This window comes from Actinomadura sp. WMMA1423, assembly GCF_006547145.1.
GTDB lineage: Bacteria > Actinomycetota > Actinomycetes > Streptosporangiales > Streptosporangiaceae > Spirillospora.
Map to the genome: position 1 here is coordinate 9,300,123 of NZ_CP041244.1, position 22,882 is coordinate 9,323,004.

Here is a 22,882-nt window from a genome sequence, read left to right on the forward strand (position 1 = left end):
GGGGCGCCCGCCGCCCCCGCGGGGCCTTCGTCGGGACCAAGGTCCCTACCGCGCGTCACCGCGCTCCACGAGTGTGGTGCGGCGGAAACCGATCATGGTTATCCGGATGACGCACCGGGAAGGCCCACCGAAATCGGGCTGACGGAGGCAAGGGCACGGTGACTGGGACACGTCGGGCAGCGGAGTCGGACCCCGCGCAGGCCGGGGCGGTCGGCGGCGGCAGACCCATGGTCATGCTGGTGGTGGCCACGATCGGGTTCGCGGTGAACTTCTGGGCATGGGCGCTGCTGAGCCCGCTGGGGCCGCGTTTCAAGGACGCCCTGGAGCTGTCGTCGTTCCAGCAGTCCCTGCTCGTGGCGGTGCCCGTGGTCGTGGGATCGCTGGGACGGATCCCCGTCGGCGCCCTGACCGACCGGTTCGGCGGGCGGGTGATGTTCCCCGCGGTCTCGCTGTTCACCATCGTCCCCGTCCTGTACCTGGGCCTGGCCGGTCACTCGTCGCTGGCGTCGCTGCTCGCGGGAGGGTTCTTCCTCGGCGTCGCCGGGACGACGTTCGCGGTCGGCGTGCCGTTCGTGAACGCCTGGTTCCCGCCGCGGCGGCGCGGGCTCGCGGTCGGGATCTTCGGCGCCGGGATGGGCGGCACCGCGATCAGCGCGCTGACGACCGTCAAGGAGGTCGACCGGTACGGGATGGAGTTCCCGTTCGTGGTGATGGCCGTCCTGCTCGCCGTGTACGCGGCGGCCGCCTGGCTCGTCCTCCGGGAGGCTCCGGGGCGCACCGCGCCGGCCGAGCCGCTCACCGCGAGGCTCGCCGCGACGGTCCGGATGGGCGTGACCTGGCAGATGTCGGCGCTGTACGCGGTGGCGTTCGGCGGATACGTCGCCTTCTCGGTGTACCTGCCCACCTACCTGAAGACGGAGTACGGGCTGTCGCAGGCGGACGCCGCGAACCGGATGGCGGGCTTCGTCCTGCTCGCGGTGGTGATGCGCCCGCTCGGCGGATGGCTGTCGGACCGGGTCGGCGCCGCCCGGGTGATGGTCGTCGCCCTGGCCGTCACGGTGGCGGGCGCGGCGGCGCAGGCGTTCGCGCCCCCGCTGATGCCGGTCGGGACGATCGCGTTCCTCGCCATGGCCGCCGCCCTCGGCGCCGGCAGCGGGGCGACCTTCGCCCTGGTCGCGCAGCTCACCCCGGTGAGCAAGGTCGGCGCGGTCACCGGCGTCGTGGGCGCCGCGGGCGGCCTCGGCGGGTTCGTCCCCCCGCTGGTGATGGGCTTCGTCTACGGAAGCTACGGCTCGTACGCCGCCGGGCTCGTGCTGCTCGCGCTCGTGGCCGCGGCAGCGGCGGTGTTCACCGCCACGGTCGTCCGGCGCGCCGTGCTGAGCCGCCAGGCCGTGCAGGGATAGGCCGCAGATGCCCCGCAGGGACACCCGCAGAGGAAGGGAAGCGCAGTTGAGCTCGACCGATGGCCGGCCCGGACTGGACGGCCCGCTGGAAGACGCACTGGTCAGCACCCGGAGGTACTTCACCCGCGCGCAGGTCTCACCCGATCTGCGGACCATGACCAAGAAGGGCGGGCGGCAGGCGGACGCCTTCTACCGGGACCGCTGGTCGCACGACAAGGTCGTTCGCTCCACGCACGGGGTGAACTGCACCGGGTCGTGCTCGTGGAAGGTGTACGTCAAGGACGGCATCATCACCTGGGAGGCGCAGCAGACCGACTACCCCTCGGTGGGCCCCGACCGTCCCGAGTACGAGCCGCGCGGCTGCCCCCGGGGCGCGTCGTTCTCCTGGTACACCTACTCGCCGACGCGCGTGCGCTACCCCTACGTGCGCGGGCTGCTGCTGGAGATGTACCGGGAGGCCAGGGCCCGCACGGGCGACCCGGTGGCGGCGTGGCGCGAGATCGTCTCCGACCCGAACAAGGCCCGCGCCTACAAGGGCGCGCGGGGCCGCGGCGGGCTCGTGCGGGCGTCGTGGGACGAGGCGACCGAGATGATCGCCGCCGCGCACGTCCACACGATCTCCGAGTACGGCCCGGACCGGGTCGCCGGGTTCTCCCCGATCCCGGCGATGTCGATGGTGTCGCACGCGTCCGGCGCGCGCTTCACCTCCCTGATCGGCGGGACGATGCTGTCGTTCTACGACTGGTACGCCGACCTTCCGGTGGCCTCCCCGCAGGTGTTCGGGGACCAGACCGACGTGCCCGAGTCGGGCGACTGGTGGGACGCCGGCTACCTGATCATGTGGGGCTCCAACGTGCCGGTGACGCGGACGCCGGACGCGCACTGGATGACCGAGGCCCGCTACCGGGGCCAGAAGGTCGTGGCGGTCTCCCCGGACTACGCCGACAACGTCAAGTTCGCCGACGAGTGGCTCGCCGCCCAGCCCGGCACGGACGGCGCCCTGGCCATGGCCATGGGCCACGTCGTCCTCAAGGAGTTCTTCGTCGACCGGCGGGTGCCGTACTTCACCGACTACGTCAAGCGCTACAGCGACCTGCCGTTCCTCGTGCGTCTGGAGGAGCGCGACGGTACCCACGTGCCGGGCAAGTTCCTCACCGCGGCCGACCTGCCGGGCGCCGAGGCGGAGTCCGAGCACGCCGCGTTCAAGACCGTGATCCTGGACGCGAACACCGGGCATCCGCTGGTGCCGAACGGCTCGCTCGGATTCCGGTACGGCGACGCCGGCGTCGGCAAGTGGAACCTCGACCTGGGCGACGCCGACCCCCTGCTGTCCCTCGAGGACGGCGGACCGGTCGAAAGCGGCGGGATGGTCGAGATCGAGCTGGCCCGGTTCGACGGCGTCGACGGGGCGCCGGGGACGCTCCGCAGGGGCGTGCCGGTCCGCAACGTCGGCGGCCACCTGGTCACGACCGTGTTCGACCTGCTGCTCGCCCAGTACGGCGTGGGACGGGACGGGCTCCCCGGCTCGTGGCCGTCCGGCTATGACGACCCCTCCGAGCCGGGCACGCCGGCCTGGCAGGAGTCCATCACCGGCGTTCCGGCGCAGGCGGCCGAGCGGATCGGACGCGAGTTCGCGGCGAACGCCGAGGAGTCCCGCGGCCGGTCGATGATCATCATGGGCGCGGGCACCAACCACTGGTTCCACTCCGACACCATCTACCGGACGTTCCTGGCGCTGACCACGCTGACCGGCGGGCAGGGCGTGAACGGCGGGGGCTGGGCGCACTACGTCGGGCAGGAGAAGTGCCGCCCCGTGACCGGGTGGGCGCAGCTGGCGTTCGGGCTGGACTGGTCCCGCCCGCCCCGGCAGATGATCGGCACCGCCTTCTGGTACCTGCACACCGACCAGTTCCGCTACGACCAGTTCGACGCGGGCACCCTGGCGGCGGCGACGGGCGGCGGGCAGCTCGCCGGACGGTCCACCGCCGACGTGATAGCGCAGGCGGCCAGGCTGGGCTGGATGCCGTCCTACCCGACCTTCGACCGCAACCCGCTCACCCTCGCCGACGAGGCGGAGGCGGCCGGCAGGCCGGCCGGCGAGTACATCGTCGACGAGCTGAAGGCGGGCCGGCTGAGGTTCGCCTGCCAGGACCCCGACGCCCCGGAGAACTTCCCCCGCGTCCTGACCGTATGGCGGTCCAACCTGCTGGGCTCGTCCGCCAAGGGCAACGAGTACTTCCTCAAGCACCTGCTCGGCGCCGCCGACGCCGTCCGGGCGGAGGAGACGCCGCAGGGCGAGCGCCCCAAGGAGGTCGTCTGGCGGGACGAGGCCCCGGCCGGGAAGCTGGACCTGCTGCTGTCGCTGGACTTCCGCATGACCAGCACCACGGTCTACTCCGACATCGTGCTGCCGGCCGCGACCTGGTACGAGAAGCACGATCTCAACACCACCGACATGCACCCGTTCGTGCACTCCTTCAACCCCGCGATCGCGCCGCCGTGGCAGACCCGGAGCGACTGGCGGGCATTCCAGGACATCGCGGCCCAGTTCAGCCGGCTCGCCGAGCGGCATCTGGGCGTCCGCAAGGACATCGTGGCCGTGCCGCTGCTGCACGACACCCCCGATGAGATGGCCACCCCCCATGGACGCGTCGCCGACTGGGCGAAGGGCGAATGCGAGCCCGTCCCCGGCGTGACGATGCCGAGGCTCGTGACGGTGGAGCGCGACTATCCGGCCGTCGCAGCGAAGATGACCGCGCTCGGCCCGCTCGCCGAGCGGCTCGGCGCCACCACCAAGGGCGTCACGTTCGACCTGGAGGGCGCGGTCGACTACCTCAGGAACAAGAACGGCACGGTGCGGGGCGGCCCGGCGGACGGCCGCCCGTCGCTGCGGCGGGACGTGCACGCCTGCGAGACGATCCTGGCGCTCTCCGGGACGACGAACGGGCACCTGGCCACCCAGGGCTTCCGGGCGGTGGAGAAGCGCACGGGGCAGCGCCTCGCCGACCTGTCCGCCGAGCACGAGGGCAAGCAGATCACGTTCGCCGACACCCAGGCGCGCCCCGTGCCCGTCATCACCTCCCCGGAGTGGTCGGGGTCGGAGGCCGGCGGGCGCCGGTACTCGCCGTTCACGATCAACGTGGAGCGGCTCAAGCCGTGGCACACCCTGACCGGGCGGCAGCACTTCTACCTCGACCACGACTGGATGGCCGAGCTGGGCGAGCAGCTGCCGGTGTTCCGGCCGCCGCTCAACATGTCCGCCCTGTTCGGCGAGCCGGAGCTCGGCGAGACCGGCGAGCTCGGACTGACCGTCCGGTACCTCACCCCGCACAACAAGTGGTCGATCCACTCCGAGTACCAGGACAACCTGTTCATGCTGTCGCTGTCGCGCGGCGGCCCGGTGGTCTGGATGAGCGGGGTGGACGCGGCGAAGATCGGCGTGCGCGACAACGACTGGATCGAGGCGGTGAACCGCAACGGCGTCGTCGTCGCCAGGGCGATCGTGTCGCACCGGATGCCGGAGGGGACGGTGTACATGTACCACGCGCAGGACAAGCTGATCGACGTCCCGCGCTCGGAGACCTCCGGCCGCCGCGGCGGCATCCACAACTCGCTCACCCGGCTGCTGATCAAGCCGAGCCATCTCATCGGCGGCTACGCGCAGCTGTCGTTCGCGTTCAACTACCTCGGCCCGACCGGCAACCAGCGCGACGAGGTCACGGTCATCCGCCGCCGCTCCCAGGAGGTGCAGTACTGATGCGGGTCATGGCGCAGATGTCGATGGTGATGAACCTCGACAAGTGCATCGGGTGCCACACCTGCTCGGTCACCTGCAAGCAGGCGTGGACGAACCGCAGCGGCGTCGAGTACGTGTGGTTCAACAACGTCGAGACCCGGCCGGGGCAGGGCTACCCGCGCCGGTACGAGGACCAGGAGCGCTGGCGCGGCGGCTGGACGCTGAACCGGCGCGGCCGGCTCGCCCTTAAGGGCGGCGGCCGGCTCCGCAAGCTCCTGACGATCTTCTCCAACCCCAAGCTGCCCGGCATCGACGACTACTACGAGCCCTGGACCTACGACTACGAGACCCTCACCAACGCGCCCCTCCAGGAGCACACGCCGGTCGCGCGGCCGAAGTCGCTGCTGTCGGGCGAGGACATGAAGGTCTCCTGGTCGGCGAACTGGGACGACGACCTCGGCGGCTCGGTCGAGCACGGCGGCAAGGACGTCCTGCTCAAGGAGATCTCCGACAAGGTGAAGATGGAGTTCGACAAGACCTTCATGTTCTACCTGCCGCGGATCTGCGAGCACTGCCTCAACCCCAGCTGCGCGGCGTCCTGCCCGTCCGGCGCGATCTACAAGCGCACCGAGGACGGCATCGTCCTGGTCGACCAGGACCGCTGCCGCGGCTGGCGGATGTGCGTGTCCGGCTGCCCGTACAAGAAGGTGTACTTCAACCACCGCACCGGCAAGGCCGAGAAGTGCACGTTCTGCTTCCCGCGCGTCGAGGTCGGCATCCCCACCGTCTGCTCGGAGACCTGTGTCGGGCGGCTCCGCTACATCGGGCTGGTCCTCTACGACGCCGACAAGGTGCTGGAGGCCGCGTCCACCCCGGACGACACCGGCCTCTACGAGGCGCAGCGGAAGGTGTTCCTCGACCCGAACGACCCGGAGGTCGTGGCGGCCGCCGAGCGCGACGGCATCCCGGCCGACTGGATCGAGGCCGCGCAGCGCTCCCCGATCCACGCCCTGATCAACACCTACAGGGTGGCGCTGCCGCTGCACCCGGAGTACCGGACGATGCCGATGGTCTGGTACATCCCGCCGCTGTCGCCGGTCGTGGACGTCGTCCGCGACACCGGCCACGACGCCGAGGACAGGGGGAACCTGTTCGCCGCGATCGACGCGCTGCGCATCCCGGTGGAGTACCTCGCCGAGCTGTTCACCGCCGGGGACACCGCCCCGGTGGACGCGGTGCTGCGGCGGCTGGCCGCGATGCGGTCCTACATGCGCGACATCAACCTCGGCCGCGAACCCGACGACGCGATCCCCGAGGGGGTCGGGATGTCGGGGGAGGAGATGTACGACATGTACCGGCTGCTGGCGCTGGCCAAGTACGAGGAGCGGTACGTGATCCCGACCGCGCACGCCGAGCAGGCCCACGGCCTGGAGGAACTGGCGACCGAGTGCTCGCTCGACTACGAGGGCGGGCCGGGGATGGGCGGAGCGGGCCTGGGCGGCGGCTCGGGGCCGTTCGGCGAGGCGTCCGGCGGGGCCAGCCCGATCGCGGTGGAGAACTTCCACATGCTCAAGGAGCGGCAGACCTCCGACAACCCGGTCGACCCGGCCGACAAGCACAAGCGCGTCAACCTGCTCAACTGGGACGGCAAGGGCGCCCCCTCCGGCCTGTTCCCCGCCCGCAGGGGCGAGGGCCCGGGGCCGGACGGCGCCAACCCGCCCGCGGATTCGGGCGACGCCGGGACGGAGCCCAAGCCATGAGGATCAGGCCCGCGAAGACCAGGCCCGGGAGCGGAACGGGCCTCACCGACACCGAGCTGGCCACCGCCTGGCAGGTCGCCTCGCTGCTGCTCGGCTACCCCGACGAGGAACTGCTCGGGCGGCGACCGCTGCTGCGCGAGGCGGTGGCGAGCCTGCCGGCGCCCGTCGCGGAGCCGCTCGGCCGCGTCCTCGACCATCTGGACGCGACCCCGCCGCGCGAGCTGGCCGCCGACTACGTCGCCACGTTCGACCACCGCAAACGCTGCTGCCTGTACCTCACGTACTACGCGTACGGGGACACCCGCAAACGCGGGATGGCCCTGGTGCGGTTCAAGCAGGCGTACCAGGCGGCCGGGCTCGACCTGGACGAGGGCGAACTGCCCGACCACCTGGCCGTCGTGCTGGAGTTCGCCGCCACCGGCGACCTCGCGCAGGGCCGCCGGCTGCTCCTGGAGCACCGCGCCGGCCTGGAACTCCTGCGCCTGTCCCTGACCGAGTCCGGATCGCCGTGGCTGGCCGTCCTGGACGCCGTCGCCGCCACGCTGCCGCCGCTGACCGGGCGGGCCGAGGAGGCCGTCGCCCGGCTCATCGCCGAAGGCCCGCCCGAAGAGGAGGTCGGCCTCGCCCCCTACGGCGCCGACGCGACCGCCATGGGGCCCGTCTTCCTGCCCGATCCCGTTCCTGGAGCCCGCTCATGACCAGTGACCTGCCCGCCCTCGCCGCCGGGGACGGCGGCGACCCCGGCGTCGCCGGCATCCTCCTCTGGGTCGCCCTGCCCTACGTCGCGGTGGCGGTGTTCGTCCTCGGACACGTCTGGCGCTACCGCTACGACAAGTTCGGCTGGACGACCCGCTCGTCCCAGCTCTACGAACGGCGGCTGCTGCGCATCGGCAGCCCGCTGTTCCACTTCGGCATCCTCCTCGTGGCGCTCGGCCACGTCGGCGGGCTGCTGATCCCCGACGGCTGGACGCGGGCCGCCGGCATCAGCGAGGACATGTACCACGTCGTCGCCGTGGTGCTCGGCACCGCCGCCGGCTTCTGCACCCTGGCCGGGCTGGCGATCCTGGTCTACCGGCGCCGCACGGTCGGACCGGTGTTCTCCGCCACCACCCGCAACGACAAGCTCATGTACGCCGTCCTGACGCTGACCATCGTCCTCGGCCTGTCCGCGACCGTCGTCGCGAACATCATCGGCGGCGGCTACGACTACCGCGAGACGGTCTCCCCGTGGTTCCGGTCGATCTTCTACCTGCGGCCCGATCCCGGCCTGATGACGGGTGTGCCGATCCTGTTCCAGCTCCACGCGCTCAGCGCGCTCGTGCTGTTCGGCATCTGGCCGTTCACCCGGCTCGTGCACATGCTCACCGCCCCGGTCGGCTACCTGACCCGCCCCTACATCGTCTACCGCAGCCGCGACGAGCAGCTCGGCATGCACCGCCCCCGCCGCGGGTGGGAGCGCGCCACCTGAGACCCGGGGTGGTGCCGGACGCCGCCGGGGCGGGCGGTAACGTCCGGGACGTCCCCTTCCGATCACCGTCAGGCACGCCCCTCGGAGGCCCCTCGTGCTCGCCGTCACCACCGCCGACGTGCGGATCTTCCTGCATGTGCTCGCCGCGACGATCTGGGTCGGCGGGCAGATCACGCTGGGCGCCCTCGTCCCCGCGCTGCGCGGCTACGAGGGCGTCGCCAAGGCCGCCGCCCGCCGGTTCAACACGATCGCCTGGCCCGCCTTCGCCGTCCTCGTCCTCACCGGCATCTGGAACATCACCGCGGGCGACCTGGGAGGCCCCGCGCAGCGGACCCTGGAGGTCAAGCTGGTCTTCGTCCTGCTGTCCGGGGCGGCCGCCTTCCTGCACACCCGCGCCACGTCCAAGGCCGGACTCGCGGTCTGGGGCGCGCTCGGAGCCCTCGGCGCGCTCCTCGCCCTGTTCTTCGGCGTCCAGCTCGGCTGAGGGCCGCGACCGGCCCGCGGCGCCCCGCCCGGGAACTACGTCGGTAAGCTGCTAGATCGTCTAGGTTTGTCCCATGAGCGATTCGGTGGCGGTGGGGCTGGTCGGGGCGGGACCCTGGGCGGGGATGGTGCACGCGCCCGCACTGGCGGCCGGGCCCGCCACGCGGCTCGCGGGCGTGTGGGCGCGGCGGCCGGAGGCGTCCGCCGCGCTGGCCGGCGAGCACGGCGCCCCCTCGTTCGAGCGGATCGAGGAGCTGTTCGACGCCTGCGAGGCCGTCGCGTTCTCCGTCCCGCCGGACGTCCAGGCCGACCTCGCCGCCCGGGCCGCCCGGGCGGGCAAGGCCGTCCTGCTGGAGAAGCCCCTCGGCATGGACCTGGACGGCGCCCGCCGCCTCGCGGGCGCGATCGCCGAGGCCGGCGTCGTCTCGCAGATGGTCCTCACGCTGCGCTACTCGCGCGCCGCCCGCGACTTCCTCGACCGGACCCGGGAGCTGGAGCCGTTCGGCGGCTACGGCTCGTTCGTCTCCTCCGTGCTGAGCGGGGGCCCCTTCGCCACCCCGTGGCGGCTGGAGAAGGGGGCCCTGCTCGACCTCGGCCCCCACATCGTCGACATGCTGGACGCCGCGCTCGGCCGGGTCACCGGCGTCCGCGCGCAGGGCGACCCCCTCGGCTGGCTGGGGCTGACGCTGGAGCACGAGGGCGGCGCGATCAGCCAGGCGTCGGTGTCGATGGCGGGCACGGGCGAGCTCCCGCCCGCCCACGTCGAGGTCTACGGGCGCGGCGGCCACGGGCGGCTCGACTGGTCGCAGCTCGGCGACGACGCGTTCGCCACGATGGTGGCCGAGTTCGCCGCCGCCGTCCGGAGCGGGACGAACCCGGCGCTGGACGCCGCCCACGGCCTGCGCATCCAGGAGGTGCTCGCCTCGGCCGAGGCCCAGCTGACCGGCTGACCGGACCGGTCCGGTGAGCTGCCATGCTTGGATCCATGGCACGCACCATTGATGAGATCCTCGCCGAGGCGCGCGACCGGCTCGCGCGCGTCCAGCCCGACAAGGCCCATGCCGAGATGAGCGACGGCGCCGTGCTGGTCGACATCCGCCCCGCCGCCCAGCGCGCGGAGGAGGGGGAGATCCCGGACGCGCTGATCGTCGAGCGCAACGTCCTGGAGTGGCGCTTCGACCCGGCCTCGGACGCCCGGCTGCCCCAGGCCACCGACCACGACCTGCGCGTCATCGTGTTCTGCTCGGAGGGCTACACCTCCAGCCTCGCCGCCGCCTCCCTGCACGACCTCGGGCTGACCCGCGCCACCGACATCGTGGGCGGGTTCAAGGCGTGGCGCGCGGCCGGCCTGCCGACGTCGGGCGGCGCCGCCCGGTGACCCGGTGAGTTGAGCTCTTAACATTCCTGGTGTTAACTTCTGGCCTGGCGTCCGGACGGAGGAGCGGGTCATGAGCGACCGGCAGCGGCGAGGTCCCGCGCAGCGGCAGGACGCGATCGCCGAGGCGGTCCTCGCCGCGGGGTCGGGAACGGCCGCGGAGCTCGCCGAGCGCTTCGGGGTCAGCCTCATGACGATCCACCGCGACCTGGACGAGCTGGAGCGCCAGGGAATCGTGCGCAAGTACCGCGGCGGGGTCACCGCGCAGCGGTCCGGGGTCTTCGAGAGCAGCGTCTCCTACCGTGCCAAGACGATGCGCGAGGAGAAGGAGGCCATCGCGGCCAGGGCGGTGGAGCTGGTCGAGCCCGGCATGGCGATCATGCTCGACGACTCGACGACGGCCCTCGCCCTGGCCCGGCGGCTGCCGGGCATCGGCCCCCTGACGGTCGTCACCAACTTCCTGGACGGCCTGAACCTGCTGGCCCCGGCGCAGGGCATCCGGCTGATCGCCCTCGGCGGCGACTACGACCCGCTGCACAACTCGTTCATGGGCGTCTCGTGCGTCGAGATGATCGAGTCGCTGCAGGTGGACCTGTGCTTCGTGTCGACGTCGGCGGTGTCGGCCGGCAACGCGGGCCACCAGGAGCAGCGGGTCGTGGTCGTCAAGCGCGCCATGCTGCGCAGCGCCGTCCGCAACGTCCTGCTGGTGGACCACACGAAGCTCGGCCGCACCGCGCTGCACCGGGTCGCGCCGCTGAGCGACTTCGAGCGGGTCGTCGTGGACGACGGGGCGAGCCCGGCGGCGCTGGCCGAGCTGGCGAGCCACAAGGTCGACCACGAGGTCGCCGCGCGCCCGCGCCACTGACCCTCCGGGCGAAACGGACGTTAAAACTAACATCCCCTGTCCCGTGCGCGCCTAGGGCGCTCACGGGATCGATGCTGAGCTGTGACCTGGGCTTACCGCCACGTTTCGCGCCCTTCTTCACGATCATCCGTGTTAGTTAACGCCCATGTATTGACACTTCTAACGTTCGTGATGTTACGTTCTCACCGCGGTCGCCGGGCGGTCCCGGCCGCGCGGCCGCCGCATCGGCTCCCCCGCCCCCTTCACGGGCGTACCCCCGAGGAGAACTCTGTGAAGAAGCCCTCCCTCAGGACGGCCGCCGCGGCCGCCGCGGCGCTGGCCGTGCTCGCGCCCGCCGCGGCGTGCTCCTCCAAGAGCGCTGGGTCCGGTGGCGGCGACGCGAAGAACGCCAAGATCGCGTTCCTCATGCCCGACATCGCCTCCACCCGCTACGAGCTCTACGACGCCCCGCTGTTCAAGGCGAAGATGAAGCAGTTGTGCGGCGGTTGCACGGTGCTCTACCAGAACGCCGGCGCCGACGCCTCCAAACAGCAGCAGCAGGCCAGCTCGGTGCTCGCACAGGGCGTCAAGGCCATCGTGATCGACCCGGTCGACTCGGCCGCGGCGGCGTCGATCGTCCGGATGGCGCAGTCCCGGGGCGTGAAGGTGATCGCCTACGACCGCCCCATCCCGGCGGCCAAGGCCGACTACTACGTCTCCTTCGACAACGAGAAGATCGGCGCGATGATCGGCCGGTCGCTCGTCGAGCACCTCAAGAAGGACAAGGCCGAGGGCGGCATCCTCGAGGTCAACGGCTCGCCGACCGACGCGGCCGCGAACCTCATCAAGAAGGGCATCCACAGCTCCGTCGACCCGAGCGGCTTCGAGCTGCTCGCCGAGTACGACACGCCCGGCTGGGAGCCCGCGAAGGCCCAGGAGTGGGTCAGCGGCCAGATCAGCAAGTTCCGCGGCCGGATCGCGGGCGTCGTCGCCGCGAACGACGGCACCGGCGGCGCGGCCGTCGCCGCGTTCAAGGCCGCCGGGGTGGAGGTCCCGCCGGTGACCGGCAACGACGCCGAGCTCGCCGCCGCCCAGCGGATCATCGCCGGCGACCAGTACAACACGATCTCCAAGCCCATCAAGATCGTCGCGGAGGCGGCCGCGAACGCCGCGTACGAGTTCGTCCAGGGTGAGGGCCCGAAGGGCGACACGACGCTGTTCGGCACGCCGTCGGAGCTGTTCACCCCGACCGTCGTGACGCAGGACAACATCGGCAAGGTCCTCCTCGGACCGGACGGCGCCCTCAAGACCGACAAGGTCTGCACGGCCGAGTACGCGGCGGCCTGCGCGAAGCTCGGCATCAAGTAGCGATCTCCCGAAGGTTCGTCATGTCACCATCGCCCACTCCACCGGCCGGCGCGGCGGGCCCGCTGCTGTCGCTGCGCGGCGTCAGCAAGTCGTTCGGCGCCGTCGCCGCGCTCACCGGCGTCGACCTGGACGTCGCCGCCGGCGAGGTCGTCGCGCTCGTCGGCGACAACGGCGCCGGCAAGTCCACCCTGGTGAAGGTCCTGTCCGGCGTCCACGCGCCGGACGCGGGGACCATCACCTTCGAGTCGCGGGAGGTGAGCATCCCGACGCCGGCCGCCGCGCAGCAGCTCGGCATCGCGACCGTGTTCCAGGACCTCGCCCTCTGCGAGAACCTCAACGTGATCGAGAACCTGTTCCTCGGCCGCGAGATGCGGGCGCTGCGCCTGGACGACGTCGCGATGGAGGTCCGGTCCCGCGAGCTGCTCACCCAGCTCTCGGCGAAGATCCCCTCGGTGGGGGTGCCGGTCGCGGCGCTGTCGGGCGGCCAGCGGCAGACGGTGGCGATCGCCCGGTCGCTGCTCGGCGACCCCAAGGTCATCATCCTGGACGAGCCGACCGCCGCGCTCGGCGTGGCGCAGACCGCCGAGGTGCTCAACCTCATCGAGCGGCTCAAGGAGCGCGGCCACGGCGTGCTCATGATCAGCCACAACATGGCGGACGTCCAGGCCGTCGCCGACACCGTGGCCGTGCTGCGCCTCGGCCGCAACAACGGCGTCTTCGACGCGCGGACGACGTCCGCCGAGGAGCTGGTCGCCGCCATCACCGGCGCGGCCGACAACGTGGTGAGCCGCCGCGCGGGCAGGGCGGGCCCCGGAACCGGCGCCGCCGCCGAGGAGGGCGGGCGGGCCGGAGCCGGGGGAGCACAGGACGCGGACGCGGTGGAGGAGCCGGACGACGACCGGCCCGAGCGGGTCGCACCGGGCGGCCTGAGGAAGGGAGCGGGCGATGAGTGACCTCATGGCGCCGCCGGAGGCGAGGACCGGTCTGCCGGGCGACTCCGGGGGCCGGGGCGTGCGCGCCGCGCTGGCGGCGGCGGCCGACCGGGTCCGCGGCGGCGACCTCGGCGTCGCGCCGGTGGTCGGCGGGCTGATCGTGATCTGGACCGTGATGCAGATCCTCAATCCGGTCTTCCTGTCCAGCGCCAACCTGGTCAACCTGGCGCTGGAGTGCGTGCCGGTCGGCGTGATCGCGCTCGGCGTGGTGTTCATGCTGCTGGTCGGCCAGATCGACCTGTCGGTGGGGTCGGTCAGCGGGCTCAGCGCCGCCGTGGTCGCGGTGCTGTTCGTCGACCACGGCTGGCCGTCCTGGCTGGCGATCGCGGCGGCGGTGGTGCTGGCGGTCGCGCTCGGCTGGTTCTACGCCCAGGTGTTCAACCGGCTCGGCGTGCCCAGCTTCGTCATCACCCTGGCCGGGCTGCTCGGCTGGCTCGGCCTGCAGCTGTGGATCCTCGGCCCCAAGGGCTCGATCAACCTGCCGTTCGACTCGCGGCTGGTGACGTTCGCCCAGCTCGACTTCCTCCCGCCGTGGCTGGCCTACGCGCTGGTGGTCGCGGGCGCGGCGGCGCTGTACCTCACGGGTCACGGCCGGGCCGCGCAGCGCCGCAGGGCGGGCCTGCCCGCGACGACGGAGCGCACACTGATCCTCCGCAGCGCCGCCCTGCTGGCCGGCCTCGCCGTGGCGGTCTGGTACCTGAACCGCGACCGCGGGGTCGGCTGGATGTTCGTCCTGTTCCTCGCGCTCGTGCTGGTGACGCACTACGTCCTGTCCCGGACGAAGTACGGCAAGTCCGTGTACGCGGTCGGCGGCAACGTCGAGGCGGCGCGCCGCGCCGGGATCAACGTCAGGACCGTCTACGCCTCGGCGTTCGTCATGTGCACCACGCTCGCCGCGATCGGCGGCGTCCTCGCGGCGGCGCGGCTCGCGGCGGCCAACCAGAGCAGCGGCGGCGGCGACGTCAACCTGAACGCGATCGCGGCGGCCGTGATCGGCGGGACGAGCCTGTTCGGCGGGCGCGGCAACGCGTTCGCGGCGCTGCTCGGCATCCTGGTCATCCAGTCGATCTCCAGCGGGCTGACGCTGCTGAACCTCGACTCCTCCTACCGGTTCATGGTGACCGGCGCCGTGCTGCTGCTCGCCGTGGCGCTGGACTCGGTCGCCCGCCGCTCGCGCGCCTCGCACGGCCGCGCCTGACCGGCGCACGCTTTGATGGGACCGATGGGCCGGCGCCGTCGACGAGACGGCGCCGGGGACCGCTACGCAAGGGACGGGGAAGCCGATGACGGTCGTCTGCGTCGACGCCGGCACCACGATGATCAAGGCGGTGGGGTACGCCGCGGACGGCGCCGAACTGGCCGTCGCCCGGCGGCCCACCGAGGTGACCCGGCCCGCGCCGGGGCACGCCGAGCAGGACATGGCCGCGGTGTGGCGGGCCGTCGCCGGCGCGGTCCGGGAGGTGCTCGCCCGGGTCGGCGGCGACCCCGACTTCCTGGCGCTCACCGCGCAGGGCGACGGCTGCTGGCTGGTGGACGGCGACGGCGCCCCCACCGGCCCCGCGATCCTGTGGAACGACGGCCGCGCCGCCCCGGCCGTCGAGCGGTGGGCGGCCTCCGGCGTGCTGGAGGAGGCGTTCCGCGTCAACGGGTCGCTGCACTTCGCGGGGCTGCCGAACGCGATCCTCACCTGGCTGCGCGAGCACGACCCGGACCGGATCGCCCGCTCGGCGGCGTCCCTCACCTGCGGCGGCTGGATCTTCTCCCGCCTCACCGGGGAGATCGCGGTGGACGGCTCCGACGCGTCCGCGCCGTTCCTGGACATCGCCGCCCTGCGCTACTCCGACGACCTCCTGCGCCGCTACGACATGGAGTGGGCGGCGAGGCTGCTCCCCGAGCTGCGCGGCGACGACCGGCGCGCGGCGCCCCTGACCGGGGACGCGGCGGACGAACTGGGCCTCCCCGAAGGGCTGCCGGTCGTCCTCGCCCCCTACGACATCGCCTCCACCGCGATCGGCGTCGGCGCGGTCGACACCGGCCAGGCCTGCACGATCCTCGGCACCACGCTGTGCACCGAGACGGTCGTGGACGGCCCGCGCCTCACCGGCGACCCGTCCGGCCTCACCGTCGCGATGGGCCTGCCGGGCCGCTACCTGCGGGCCTTCCCGACGCTGGCGGGCGGCCAGGTCGTCGACTGGGCGTGCCGCCTGCTCGGCCTCCCCGCCCCCGCCGCGCTCGCCGAGCTGGCGGCGCAGGCGTCGCCGGGCGCCGACGGGCTGGTCTTCCTGCCGTACCTGTCGCCCGCCGGTGAACGGGCCCCCTTCCTCGACCCGCGGGCGCGCGGCGCGTTCCACGGCCTCACCGTCCACCATGAGCGCGAGCACATCGCCCGCGCCGTGCTGGAAGGGCTGAGCCTGGTCGTGCGCGACTGCCTGACCGCGGCCGAGACCCGCCCGACCGAGCTGCGGGTGAGCGGCGGCGGCTCGGCGAGCCCCGTCTGGCTGGGCATGCTGGCCGACGTCACGGGCGTCCCCGTCGTCCGGTCGGCCGACACCGAGGCGGGCGCGCGGGGCGCGTTCATCGTCGGCCTCCTGTCCACCGGGCGGGCCGCCGGCGCCCGCGAGGCCGCGGGCGCCCACGTCCGTCCCGGCGACACCCACGCGCCCGACCCCGGCCGCGCCGACCACTACGCCCGGACCTACGAGGACTTCCTGGCGATCCGTTCCGCGACGGCGCCCGCCTGGCCGACCCTCGCGGCGGCCCGCGCCCGCACCGGCCTGGACGGCGGCGACCGGTGACCGACCTGAACGAGCCGGTCTGGGTGGGGGTCGACCTGGGGACGCAGAGCGTGCGCGCGCTCGCCGTCACCGCGTCGGGCGACGTCGCCGGGGCCGGCAGCCGGGCGCTCACCGGGCGGCGGGACGGCCCCCGGCACGAGCAGGACCCGGAGGACTGGTGGACGGCGGTCGGCGCCGCCTGCCACGAGGCACTGAGGGACGTCCCGGCGGGGGCGGTGCAGGCCGTCGCCGTCGACGCCACGTCCGGGACGATCCTGCTCACCGACGACGGCGGGCGCCCGCTGACCCCGGCGCTCATGTACGACGACACCCGCGCGGCCGGGCACGTCCAGCGGGTGAACGAGGCCGGCGGCGAGGTGTGGCGCGCCCTCGGCTACCAGCGCATGCAGCCCGCCTGGGCCCTGCCGAAACTGCTCTGGCTCCTGGAGGACCACCCGAGCGAGGGCGCCCGCCTCGCCCACCAGGCCGACTTCGTCAACCGGCGGCTGACGGGCCATCCCGTGGCCGCCGACCTCAGCAACGCGCTCAAGACCGGCGCGGACCTCGTCGCCGAGGACTGGCCGTCCGTCGTCCTCGACGCGCTGGGCGTCCCCGCCGGCCTGCTCCCGCCGCTGGAACGGTCCGGCACGCCGCTCGGGACGGTCTGCGCGGCGGCCGCCGAGGCCACCGGCGTCCCCGAGGGAACCCCCGTCGTCGCGGGGGCCACCGACGGGTGCGCCGCCCAGCTCGGGACGGGGCGCCTCACCGTCGGGTCGTGGAACTCCGTCCTCGGCACGACCCTCGTCCTCAAGGGCGTCAGCGACGACCTCGTCCAGGACCCGTTCGGCGTCGTCTACTCCCACAAGGCGCCCGACGGGCGGTGGCTGCCCGGCGGCGCGTCCAGCACCGGCGCGGGCGCGATCTCCAGGGACTTCCCGGGCCGCGACCTCGCCGGCCTGGACCGGCGCGCCGCCCGGCACGAACCGGCGGCGGCGCTCGCGTACCCGCTCGTCCCGGAGGGGGAGCGGTTCCCGTTCCTCGCACCGGACGCCCGCGGGTTCCTGCTGGACGGCACGGGCGACGAGGCCGACGACTTCGCCGCCGTCCTGCAGGGCGTCGGCTACCTGGAGCGGCTCTGCTTCGACCACCTCGACCTCCTCGGCGCGCCCACCGGCGGCGACCTGACCCTGACCGGCGGCGCCGCGCGCAGCCGGTACTGGTGCCAGCTGCGCGCCGACATCCTCGGCCGCCCGGTCGTGCTGCCCCGGCAGGCCGAGCCCGCGCTCGGCGCCGCGGTGCTCGCCGCCGCGCCCGGCCGCGACATCGCCGAGACCGCCGGGCGGATGGTCGCCGTCGAGACGGTGATCGACCCGCGTCCGGGAAAGACCGGCGTGTTCGACGCGCCCTACCTGCGCCTGGTCGATGAGCTGGAAAGGCGCGGGTGGCTGCCCGCCGAGACCGCCGCCCACGCACGCGAGAGGACATCCCGATGACGCGCCTCATCCTCGTCCGGCACGGGGAGACCGAATGGCACGCCGAGAACCGCTACGCCGGGGTCAGCGACGTCGCGCTGACCCCGCGCGGCCTGGACCAGGCCCGCGCACTGGCCGCCTGGGCGGCCGCGGCCCGGCCGGACGCGGTGTGGTGCTCGGACCTGTCGCGGTCCCGGCTGACCGCGGCGCCCTCCGCCGCGGCGGTCGGCGCCCGGCTGCACGTCGACCGGCGGCTCCGGGAACTGGACTTCGGGCACGGCGAGGGCCTCACCCGCGCGGAGATGGAGCGAAAGTTCCCCGAGGAGCTGCGCGCGTTCCTCGCCGACCCCGTCGCCGGGCACCTGCCCGGCGGCGAGGACCCGGCCGCCGCCGCGCACCGCTTCACCGCGTGCCTGGACGACATCGCCCGCCAGCACGACGGCGGCCGCGTCCTGGTCGTCGCGCACTCCACGGCGATCCGGCTCGCGCTGTGCCGGCTGCTGGGGATCCCGCTCAAGGACTACCGGCGGCGGTTCCCGTCGCTGGGGAACTGCGCACTGACCGAGATCCGGCTCCGGGGCGGCGAGGCCGCCCTCCTGGAGTTCAACACCCCACTGGAGCGATGAATGACTACCCGCGTGCTCGCGGCCGGTGACCTTTTCGTCCGCAACGAACTGCTCGTCGCCGCCCTGCGCGCCGAGGCGCCCGGCGGCCTGGCGTTCTCGGAGGTCACCCTGCCGTGGCCGGTGGAGCCGTTCGGCCGCGTCGCCGAGGTGGACGAGGCGTCCGGGACCGAGGATCAGCTCATCGAGGCGCTGCGCGGCGCCGAGGTCTGCGTCACCCAGATGGCCCCGCTGACCCGCCGGATCCTGGAGGCCTCCCCGGACCTGCGGCTGTTCGGGATCAGCCGCGGCGGGCCCGTCAACGCCAACCTGGAGGCGGCGACCGAGCACGGCGTCGCCGTCTGCTTCGCGCCCGGACGCAACGCGGGCGCGACCGCCGAGCACACCCTCGGGCTCATCCTCGCCGCGGTGCGGCGCATCCCGCAGACGCACGTCGACCTGATGGCGGGGCAGTGGCGCGGCGACTACTACCGCTACGACGACGTCGGCATCGAGATCCTCGGCTCCACCGCCGGGCTCGTCGGCTGCGGCGCCGTCGGCCGCCGCGTCGCCCGGATGCTCGCCGCGCTCGGCGCCCGCGTCCTCGTCCACGACCCCTACCTGGACGACCTCGGCGACCTGGCCGGCATCGCCGAACTCGTCCCGCTCGACGAACTGCTGGCGCGCGCGCAGATCGTCTCCCTGCACGCCCGCGCGACGCCGCAGACCACCGGGATGATCGGCGCCGCGCAGATCGCCGCGATGCCGCCCGGCTCCATCATCGTCAACTGCGCGCGCGGGTCGCTGCTGGACTACGAGGCCGTCTGCGACGCCGCCGAGTCCGGGCACCTGTTCGCCGCCGCGTTCGACGTGTTCCCCGAGGAGCCGATCCCGGCCGGGTCGCGGCTGCTGACCACCCCGAACATCATCGTCACGCCGCACCTGGCCGGGGCCAGCAAGCAGACCGCCGCCAACGCCGCCCGCATCCTCGCCCGCGACGTCGGCCGCCACCTGCGCGGCGAGCCCCTCGTCCACTGCGCGAACCCCGAGGTGCTGGAGGCCCCCCGCCCGGCCCGCCCCTGACCTTCCTCCCCGCCACCCCCCAACAAGGAGGCACGAATGCACGGACCCGGACTCGGCGAGGCCGCTCCCACCCGCCGCAGAGTCCTCGGCCTCGCGGGCGCCGCCACGCTCGCCGGAGCCGCCGCCCTGGCGGGCGCCCGCCCCGCCGCGGCCGCCGGATACACCTTCGACCTGCTCTTCGACGTCCCCCACACCGACAACATGCAGGGCCTCGCCCACCTCCGCGGCCGGTTCTACGTCGGGTTCGACGTGGGCGGCGGCCGCGGCGTCATCCGCGAGTACGACCGCGACGGCAACACGCTCAAGGAGAGCGCGCCGCTCGCCGTCGGGCACGCCGCCGAGATCAGCGTCCGCGACCGCGACGGCCTGCTCTACGTCGCCACCGGCGGCGGCACCAACCCCACCAAGGTCAACGTGGTGGACTGGAGCGGCGAGCCCGAGGTCGTGCGCACCATCGACTTCGCCTCGCTCGGCAACTCCGGCCTGGTCGCGGTCGACAACCGGCGCGACGGCCTGCTCGTGCACGCCGGACCGGGCGACCAGGGCCCGTTCGTGTTCGCCTTCACCGGTCTCGACGGAACCGTCCGCTCGACCTTCGACCTCGGCTACCACGGCGTCCCGCAGGGCCTGGAGATGGCCGGCGACAAGGTCCTCTACTACACCAACGACACGATCACCGTGCTGGACCGCGCGGGGAACATCCTGGACGCGATCGCCATACCGCTGACCGGGGAGAGCGAAGGGCTGGCGGTCGCGCCCGCCGGCCGCGGCACCCGCGTCTTCTTCGGCTACAACAAGCCGAACCGCGTGTACGCCATGAAGCCCGTGTTCCACTGACAGGCCAGGCGCGCGGCCGGGATCCGTCCATAACCTCCCGCCCGGCCGCGCGCCCTCCCGGTCCGTGTGGGAAGTACTCGACTCCGCGATTGGTATATCGGTCGGCTAGTATCCGGCGGCCGACATTTATCGGAATTCTCTAGACTGTGGATATCCGGCTGCACAGGCCTTGCTTTTCACGGTCACTCGGGTAGAAAAAATCAAATCCCTCTTCCCGAGGAGGAAACCCCGTGAAGGCTCCCATCAGGCTGGCCGCCCCCTTAACGGCCGCCGCCGCCGCGCTGGCCCTGGCGGTGCCCGCCGCCTCCGCCGCCACCACCACGATCCGCGAGGAGACCGCCACCGGAGCGCCCTACTCCGGCAACTGGCAGGTCGCGACGGTCGGCGCGCTCCAGTTCTCCGTCGACTACCTCGGCGCGAAGATCACCGGCACGTGCGACAGCGCCCGGCTCCAGGGCACCGTCCAGTCCACCGGCGCGGGCGAGCTGACCGCCGCGTCGATGGGCGCGTGCCGGACCTCCAACGGCCTCAGCTCCCCGGCCTCCGACCTCGACCTCAGCGAGATGCAGGACAAGAGCGGCCAGGTCGCCTACGACCCGGTGGCGGGCGGCCGGGACGGCGTCCTGTCCATCAACGGCGGCCTGCGCTTCAAGATGGAAGGCAAGATCCTCGGTATCACCGTCACCTGCTACTACGGCTTCCGGACGGGGAGCACCGACGGCCTTCGCTTCGACGTCTACAACCGCGACAACCCGAACCGCCCCCTGCCGGCCCAGGACGACGCGCAGGGCAGGTCCGACGACATCACGCTCGTCCGCCAGTCGGGCAGCAGCGCGCTGTGCCCCTCCAACGGCAAGGGCAGCGGCTCCGCCATCGCCCGCGGTGAGAGCACGCCGGGCTCCGGGGTGTTCGACCGCAAGCTCTACCTGACCTCATAGGTCCCGGCGGAGCGTGCGGAGAGGCGGCCGGATCCCGGGGCCGGTGCAAGGGAGTGTCCATCCTCCTCGGGGCCCGGCCGCCCTCACTGTGCCCTCGCGGTGGTGGGTCGCCGTGCCGGGAAAGCGACCGGGGGCGTACGGTCGGAATCCTTTCGGGACGAGCGCGAGGAATTCGAGCGTAACTCCGCAGGTCAGTCCTTGGTAATGACAGCGTGCTTACAGTTGTTTCCCACGTGTGTCGAAGGCTCGCCGTGGCAAAATCACCCGACTTCCGGTGGGCGCCCGCCGCCCGGCTTCCCGCCGCCTCATCCCCGGGCGGTGGCCCGCGCGACGAAATCGCGGAGCAGGGCGATGGCGCGGTCAGGGTCCTCCCTGAAGACGCCGTGGCCCGTGGCGGGCAGCACGTGCAGCTCGGACGCCGGCTCCGGCAGCGCCCCCGCGAGCGCTCGCGCGGCCGAGACCGTCGCGACGGGGTCGTCCTCCCCGTTCAGGATCAGGACGGGCCGGACGATCCGGTTCAGGTGCGGCCACGGGTCGAACGAGCCGGCGAGCGAGCGCCGGAAATGCTCGATGACGTCGCGGTTCCAGCGGATGCGGGCCAGCCTGTCCCGCCCGTCCGGGTCGCCGTCCGGCCGCCGCGAGTAGAGGGGCAGGCACACCCGCTCCCAGTCGTCGTGGACGTCCTCCCCGTCCCAGTAGCGGCGCGCGATGTCGCGGGCCTCCGCGCCGCCGAGCCGCTCGAAGACGGCCAGCCGCTCCTCGGCGGGCCCCGGCATCACGCTGTCGAGCACCACCCCGCGAACGCGCTCCGGGTGGCGGTGCGCGATCGTCAGCGCGACCCACCCCCCGCTGGACGTCCCGAGCAGGACCGGGTCGTCGATGCCCAGCGCGTCGCAGAAGTCGACGACGTCGTCCGCCCAGCGCTCCCACGTCCACAGCGCGGGCTCGCTCACGTCCGACCGGCCGCTGCCGCGCTGGTCCAGGTAGACGACCTGCGCGAACTCGGTCGCCCGCCCCAGCACCGGCTTGAACAGCGAGTGGTCGGCCCCCGGACCGCCGTGCAGCGCCACGATCACGGGCCGCTCGGCCATCGCCGCACCGTCCGGGACCAGCCCGGCCCCCTCGACGTCGAAGTAGAGGCGCACGCCGCCGATGTCGATCCGCATCCGCCCCATTGTGCTCCCTGCGGGACAATGGGACATGTGAGAGCGGTGGCCGTTTCCGACACCCACGCGCCCAGGCGCTGGAAGTCGTGCCCGCCGCGGGTGGCCGAGCACCTGCGGGGCGCAGACGTGATCCTGCACGCCGGCGACGTGTGCGTCGCCTCCGTACTGGACGAGCTGGCCGAGTACGCGCCCGTCCACGCCGTCCTGGGCAACAACGACGGGCCGGACGTGGCGGAATGGGGCGCCCCCGAACGCCTCGAACTCGACCTCGACGGTCTCGCCGTCGCGATGGTCCACGACAGCGGGCAGGCCCGGGGCCGCACCGCCCGGATGCGGCGCTGGTTCCCCGGCGCCGACCTCGTCGTGTTCGGGCACTCGCACATCCCCCTGGACGAGACCGGCGACGGCGTCCGCATCTTCAACCCCGGCTCGCCGACCGACAGGCGGCGCCAGCCGCACGGCACCCTCGGTCTCCTCGACATCCACGACGGCAGGCTCACCGCGGCGCGGATCGTCCCCGTCACCTAATGGGAAGTGCCGGGGTTGCCGTTCAGGCAGACTCGGTGCCTGGTAGCCGCTGG

General features: G+C 73.1%; 20 protein-coding genes. 19 read left to right on the forward strand and 1 reads right to left on the reverse strand.

The features are described 5' to 3' along the window. Positions 1–158: 158 nt before the first annotated feature. The 18 genes from FKD65_RS42850 (at position 159) to FKD65_RS44670 (ending at position 21,135) form a co-directional block, all read left to right on the forward strand. The gene (locus tag FKD65_RS42850; RefSeq protein ID WP_368367189.1) at positions 159–1,403 is read left to right on the forward strand and encodes an MFS transporter; all 1,245 of its coding nucleotides are present in this window, start codon (positions 159–161) and stop codon (positions 1,401–1,403) included. A gap of 7 nt (positions 1,404–1,410) precedes the next feature. Further along, positions 1,411–5,160: a nitrate reductase subunit alpha gene (locus FKD65_RS42855; RefSeq protein WP_141585888.1), complete on the forward strand. Its 3,750-nt coding sequence runs from the start codon at positions 1,411–1,413 to the stop codon at positions 5,158–5,160. Beyond that, on the forward strand, positions 5,160–6,899 hold the full coding sequence (gene narH / locus FKD65_RS42860) for a nitrate reductase subunit beta (protein ID WP_141585891.1): 1,740 nt from the start codon (positions 5,160–5,162) through the stop codon (positions 6,897–6,899). Before FKD65_RS42855 ends, narH begins: the two co-directional genes overlap by 1 nt. Then, the gene (gene narJ, locus FKD65_RS42865) at positions 6,896–7,597 is read left to right on the forward strand and encodes a nitrate reductase molybdenum cofactor assembly chaperone (RefSeq protein WP_141585893.1); all 702 of its coding nucleotides are present in this window, start codon (positions 6,896–6,898) and stop codon (positions 7,595–7,597) included. The genes narH and narJ overlap by 4 nt, the downstream gene beginning before the upstream one ends. Next, a complete protein-coding gene (narI, locus tag FKD65_RS42870; RefSeq protein WP_141585895.1) occupies positions 7,594–8,367 on the forward strand; it encodes a respiratory nitrate reductase subunit gamma in 774 nt (257 codons plus the stop codon). Before narJ ends, narI begins: the two co-directional genes overlap by 4 nt. Positions 8,368–8,461: 94 nt before the next feature. Then, the gene (locus FKD65_RS42875; RefSeq protein ID WP_141585897.1) at positions 8,462–8,851 is read left to right on the forward strand and encodes a hypothetical protein; all 390 of its coding nucleotides are present in this window, start codon (positions 8,462–8,464) and stop codon (positions 8,849–8,851) included. Between the two features lie 73 nt (positions 8,852–8,924). Further along, entirely contained in the window at positions 8,925–9,800 is an 876-nt protein-coding gene (locus tag FKD65_RS42880) for a Gfo/Idh/MocA family protein (RefSeq protein WP_141585899.1), read from the forward strand. Positions 9,801–9,835: 35 nt separating this feature from the next. After that, positions 9,836–10,228, forward strand: coding sequence for a rhodanese-like domain-containing protein (locus FKD65_RS42885; RefSeq protein ID WP_141585902.1), 393 nt, complete (start codon positions 9,836–9,838; stop codon positions 10,226–10,228). A 70-nt stretch (positions 10,229–10,298) separates the two neighbouring features. Next, the gene (locus FKD65_RS42890; RefSeq protein ID WP_141585904.1) at positions 10,299–11,090 is read left to right on the forward strand and encodes a DeoR/GlpR family DNA-binding transcription regulator; all 792 of its coding nucleotides are present in this window, start codon (positions 10,299–10,301) and stop codon (positions 11,088–11,090) included. A gap of 270 nt (positions 11,091–11,360) precedes the next feature. After that, positions 11,361–12,437 (forward strand): substrate-binding domain-containing protein, encoded by a 1,077-nt coding sequence (locus FKD65_RS42895; protein WP_205718479.1) that lies wholly within the window; start codon positions 11,361–11,363, stop codon positions 12,435–12,437. A gap of 20 nt (positions 12,438–12,457) precedes the next feature. After that, complete coding sequence (locus FKD65_RS42900; protein ID WP_141585908.1) at positions 12,458–13,390, forward strand: ATP-binding cassette domain-containing protein; 933 nt, start codon at positions 12,458–12,460, stop codon at positions 13,388–13,390. After that, positions 13,383–14,627: a sugar ABC transporter permease gene (locus tag FKD65_RS42905; protein WP_141585910.1), complete on the forward strand. Its 1,245-nt coding sequence runs from the start codon at positions 13,383–13,385 to the stop codon at positions 14,625–14,627. The genes FKD65_RS42900 and FKD65_RS42905 overlap by 8 nt, the downstream gene beginning before the upstream one ends. A gap of 85 nt (positions 14,628–14,712) precedes the next feature. Further along, positions 14,713–16,224: an FGGY-family carbohydrate kinase gene (locus FKD65_RS42910; RefSeq protein ID WP_141585912.1), complete on the forward strand. Its 1,512-nt coding sequence runs from the start codon at positions 14,713–14,715 to the stop codon at positions 16,222–16,224. Next, entirely contained in the window at positions 16,221–17,696 is a 1,476-nt protein-coding gene (locus FKD65_RS42915) for an FGGY-family carbohydrate kinase (RefSeq protein WP_141585914.1), read from the forward strand. The genes FKD65_RS42910 and FKD65_RS42915 overlap by 4 nt, the downstream gene beginning before the upstream one ends. Further along, positions 17,693–18,301 (forward strand): histidine phosphatase family protein, encoded by a 609-nt coding sequence (locus FKD65_RS42920; RefSeq protein ID WP_141585916.1) that lies wholly within the window; start codon positions 17,693–17,695, stop codon positions 18,299–18,301. The genes FKD65_RS42915 and FKD65_RS42920 overlap by 4 nt, the downstream gene beginning before the upstream one ends. After that, on the forward strand, positions 18,302–19,360 hold the full coding sequence (locus FKD65_RS42925; protein ID WP_141585918.1) for a 2-hydroxyacid dehydrogenase: 1,059 nt from the start codon (positions 18,302–18,304) through the stop codon (positions 19,358–19,360). 36 nt (positions 19,361–19,396) lie between these two features. Continuing rightward, the gene (locus FKD65_RS42930) at positions 19,397–20,197 is read left to right on the forward strand and encodes a hypothetical protein (RefSeq protein ID WP_141585920.1); all 801 of its coding nucleotides are present in this window, start codon (positions 19,397–19,399) and stop codon (positions 20,195–20,197) included. Between the two features lie 230 nt (positions 20,198–20,427). After that, positions 20,428–21,135, forward strand: coding sequence for a hypothetical protein (locus FKD65_RS44670; protein ID WP_168221388.1), 708 nt, complete (start codon positions 20,428–20,430; stop codon positions 21,133–21,135). Between the two features lie 305 nt (positions 21,136–21,440). Here FKD65_RS44670 and FKD65_RS42940 read toward each other — a convergent pair whose 3' ends face one another. Continuing rightward, positions 21,441–22,301, reverse strand: coding sequence for an alpha/beta fold hydrolase (locus tag FKD65_RS42940; RefSeq protein WP_168221389.1), 861 nt, complete (start codon positions 22,299–22,301; stop codon positions 21,441–21,443). A gap of 45 nt (positions 22,302–22,346) precedes the next feature. Between FKD65_RS42940 and FKD65_RS42945 the strand changes: the two genes are divergently transcribed. Then, entirely contained in the window at positions 22,347–22,829 is a 483-nt protein-coding gene (locus FKD65_RS42945; protein ID WP_240809875.1) for a metallophosphoesterase family protein, read from the forward strand. Positions 22,830–22,882: the final 53 nt, after the last annotated feature.

What these genes read in the sequence shown, in the direction of transcription:
- FKD65_RS42855 (WP_141585888.1), top strand. Translation starts at nt 1,411, where the DNA reads ATGCCCCGCAGGGACACCCGCAGAGGAAGGGAAGCGCAGTTGAGCTCG.
- narH (WP_141585891.1), top strand. Translation starts at nt 5,160, where the DNA reads ATGCGGGTCATGGCGCAGATGTCGATGGTGATGAACCTCGACAAGTGC.
- narJ (WP_141585893.1), top strand. Translation starts at nt 6,896, where the DNA reads ATGAGGATCAGGCCCGCGAAGACCAGGCCCGGGAGCGGAACGGGCCTC.
- narI (WP_141585895.1), top strand. Translation starts at nt 7,594, where the DNA reads ATGACCAGTGACCTGCCCGCCCTCGCCGCCGGGGACGGCGGCGACCCC.
- FKD65_RS42880 (WP_141585899.1), top strand. Translation starts at nt 8,925, where the DNA reads ATGAGCGATTCGGTGGCGGTGGGGCTGGTCGGGGCGGGACCCTGGGCG.
- FKD65_RS42885 (WP_141585902.1), top strand. Translation starts at nt 9,836, where the DNA reads ATGGCACGCACCATTGATGAGATCCTCGCCGAGGCGCGCGACCGGCTC.
- FKD65_RS42890 (WP_141585904.1), top strand. Translation starts at nt 10,299, where the DNA reads ATGAGCGACCGGCAGCGGCGAGGTCCCGCGCAGCGGCAGGACGCGATC.
- FKD65_RS42900 (WP_141585908.1), top strand. Translation starts at nt 12,458, where the DNA reads ATGTCACCATCGCCCACTCCACCGGCCGGCGCGGCGGGCCCGCTGCTG.
- FKD65_RS42905 (WP_141585910.1), top strand. Translation starts at nt 13,383, where the DNA reads ATGAGTGACCTCATGGCGCCGCCGGAGGCGAGGACCGGTCTGCCGGGC.
- FKD65_RS42910 (WP_141585912.1), top strand. Translation starts at nt 14,713, where the DNA reads ATGACGGTCGTCTGCGTCGACGCCGGCACCACGATGATCAAGGCGGTG.
- FKD65_RS42920 (WP_141585916.1), top strand. Translation starts at nt 17,693, where the DNA reads ATGACGCGCCTCATCCTCGTCCGGCACGGGGAGACCGAATGGCACGCC.
- FKD65_RS42925 (WP_141585918.1), top strand. Translation starts at nt 18,302, where the DNA reads ATGACTACCCGCGTGCTCGCGGCCGGTGACCTTTTCGTCCGCAACGAA.
- FKD65_RS42930 (WP_141585920.1), top strand. Translation starts at nt 19,397, where the DNA reads ATGCACGGACCCGGACTCGGCGAGGCCGCTCCCACCCGCCGCAGAGTC.
- FKD65_RS42940 (WP_168221389.1), bottom strand. Translation starts at nt 22,301, where the DNA reads ATGCGGATCGACATCGGCGGCGTGCGCCTCTACTTCGACGTCGAGGGG.